2 protein-coding genes and 1 pseudogene are annotated in these 1154 nt (G+C 62.2%); all 3 read right to left on the bottom strand.

Annotated elements, in window-relative coordinates:
- A partial coding sequence (locus BZL41_RS05245; RefSeq protein ID WP_143518025.1) for an ABC transporter permease subunit occupies positions 1-228 on the bottom strand: 228 nt, incomplete at its 3' end.
- Positions 229-278: 50 nt separating this feature from the next.
- On the bottom strand, positions 279-1028 hold the full coding sequence (locus tag BZL41_RS05240; protein ID WP_095598316.1) for an ABC transporter substrate-binding protein: 750 nt from the start codon (positions 1026-1028) through the stop codon (positions 279-281).
- A gap of 14 nt (positions 1029-1042) precedes the next feature.
- Positions 1043-1154: pseudogene (locus tag BZL41_RS05235) on the bottom strand (ATP-binding protein); the annotation flags it as partial.

Raw genomic sequence — 1154 nt, 5'->3', positions numbered from 1 at the left:
GACGGTGCCGAAGTAGATCAGCAGCACCCAGAGCAGCTCGGGCACGCCGCGCACGATGGTCGAATAGCTTCCGCCCAGCCATTGCAGCGGCTTGTAGGGCGAGGTCTTGGCCAGGGCGCCGAGCAGGCCGAGCACCAGACCCAGCGACAGCGCCGAGAGCGCCAGCTTGATGGTCATGAAGGTGCCCGCCGCGAGGGCCGGGCCGAATCCGTAGAGATCGAGGGTCATCGGGGATTACTGCTGAAGGCGGCCCCGCCGGGTAGGCGGGGCCGGGTGGATCAGTAGATGCTGAACGGGAAGTACTTGTCGTTGATCTTCTTGTAGGTCCCGTCGGCGACGATTTCCTTCAGCGCGGTGTTCAGGCGCTCACGCAGTGGGTCGCCCTTGCGCACGGCGATACCGATCTTGTCGTTGTCGAACACCGGATCGCCCTTGAACTCGAATTCCTTGCCAGCGTCGCTCTTCAGCCACTCCCAGTTGACGAAGGTGTCGGCCAGCACGCCGTCGAGGCGGCCGGAGGACAGGTCGAGGTAGGCGTTTTCCTGGGTGTCGTAGAGCTTGATGTTGACCACGTCGCCGAGGTTGTCTTCCAGCCAGGTGCCGGCGATGGTGGCGCGTTGGGCACCGATCACCTTGCCTTTCAGGCTGGCCTTGTCGGTCTTGAAGTCAGCGCTCTTCGGGGCGATGAACTGCAGCTTGTTGGTGTAGTACGGCTCGGTGAAGTCCACCGCCTGCTGGCGCTCTTCGGTAATGGACATGGAGGCGACCAGGAAGTCGAACTTCTTCGAGTTGAGAGCGGGGATGATGCCGTCCCAATCGGAGGTGACCACTTCGCACTCGGCCTTCATCTTGGCGCACAGGGCCTGGGCGATCTCGATGTCGAAGCCGACCACTTGGCCGCTGGCATCGATGAGGTTGAAGGGGGGGTAGGCGCCTTCGGTGCCGATCTTCAGCTTTTCGGCGGCCATGGCGCTGCCGAAAGCCAGGGTGGCGGCTGCCGCCAGCAGGATCTTTTTATAGTTCTGCATGGGTTGTTGCTCCGTTATCGATTGCTGGACATGAATTGTTTACAGCGCGCCGATTGCGGGTTCTCGAACACCTGCTGCGGCGGTCCCTGCTCTTCGACCAAGCCTTGGTGGAGGAAGACCACCTCG

It is taken from the genome of Pseudomonas sp. PIC25 (assembly GCF_002286785.1).
GTDB lineage: Bacteria > Pseudomonadota > Gammaproteobacteria > Pseudomonadales > Pseudomonadaceae > Pseudomonas_M.
This window is presented reverse-complemented; position numbering and strand designations above follow the sequence as displayed.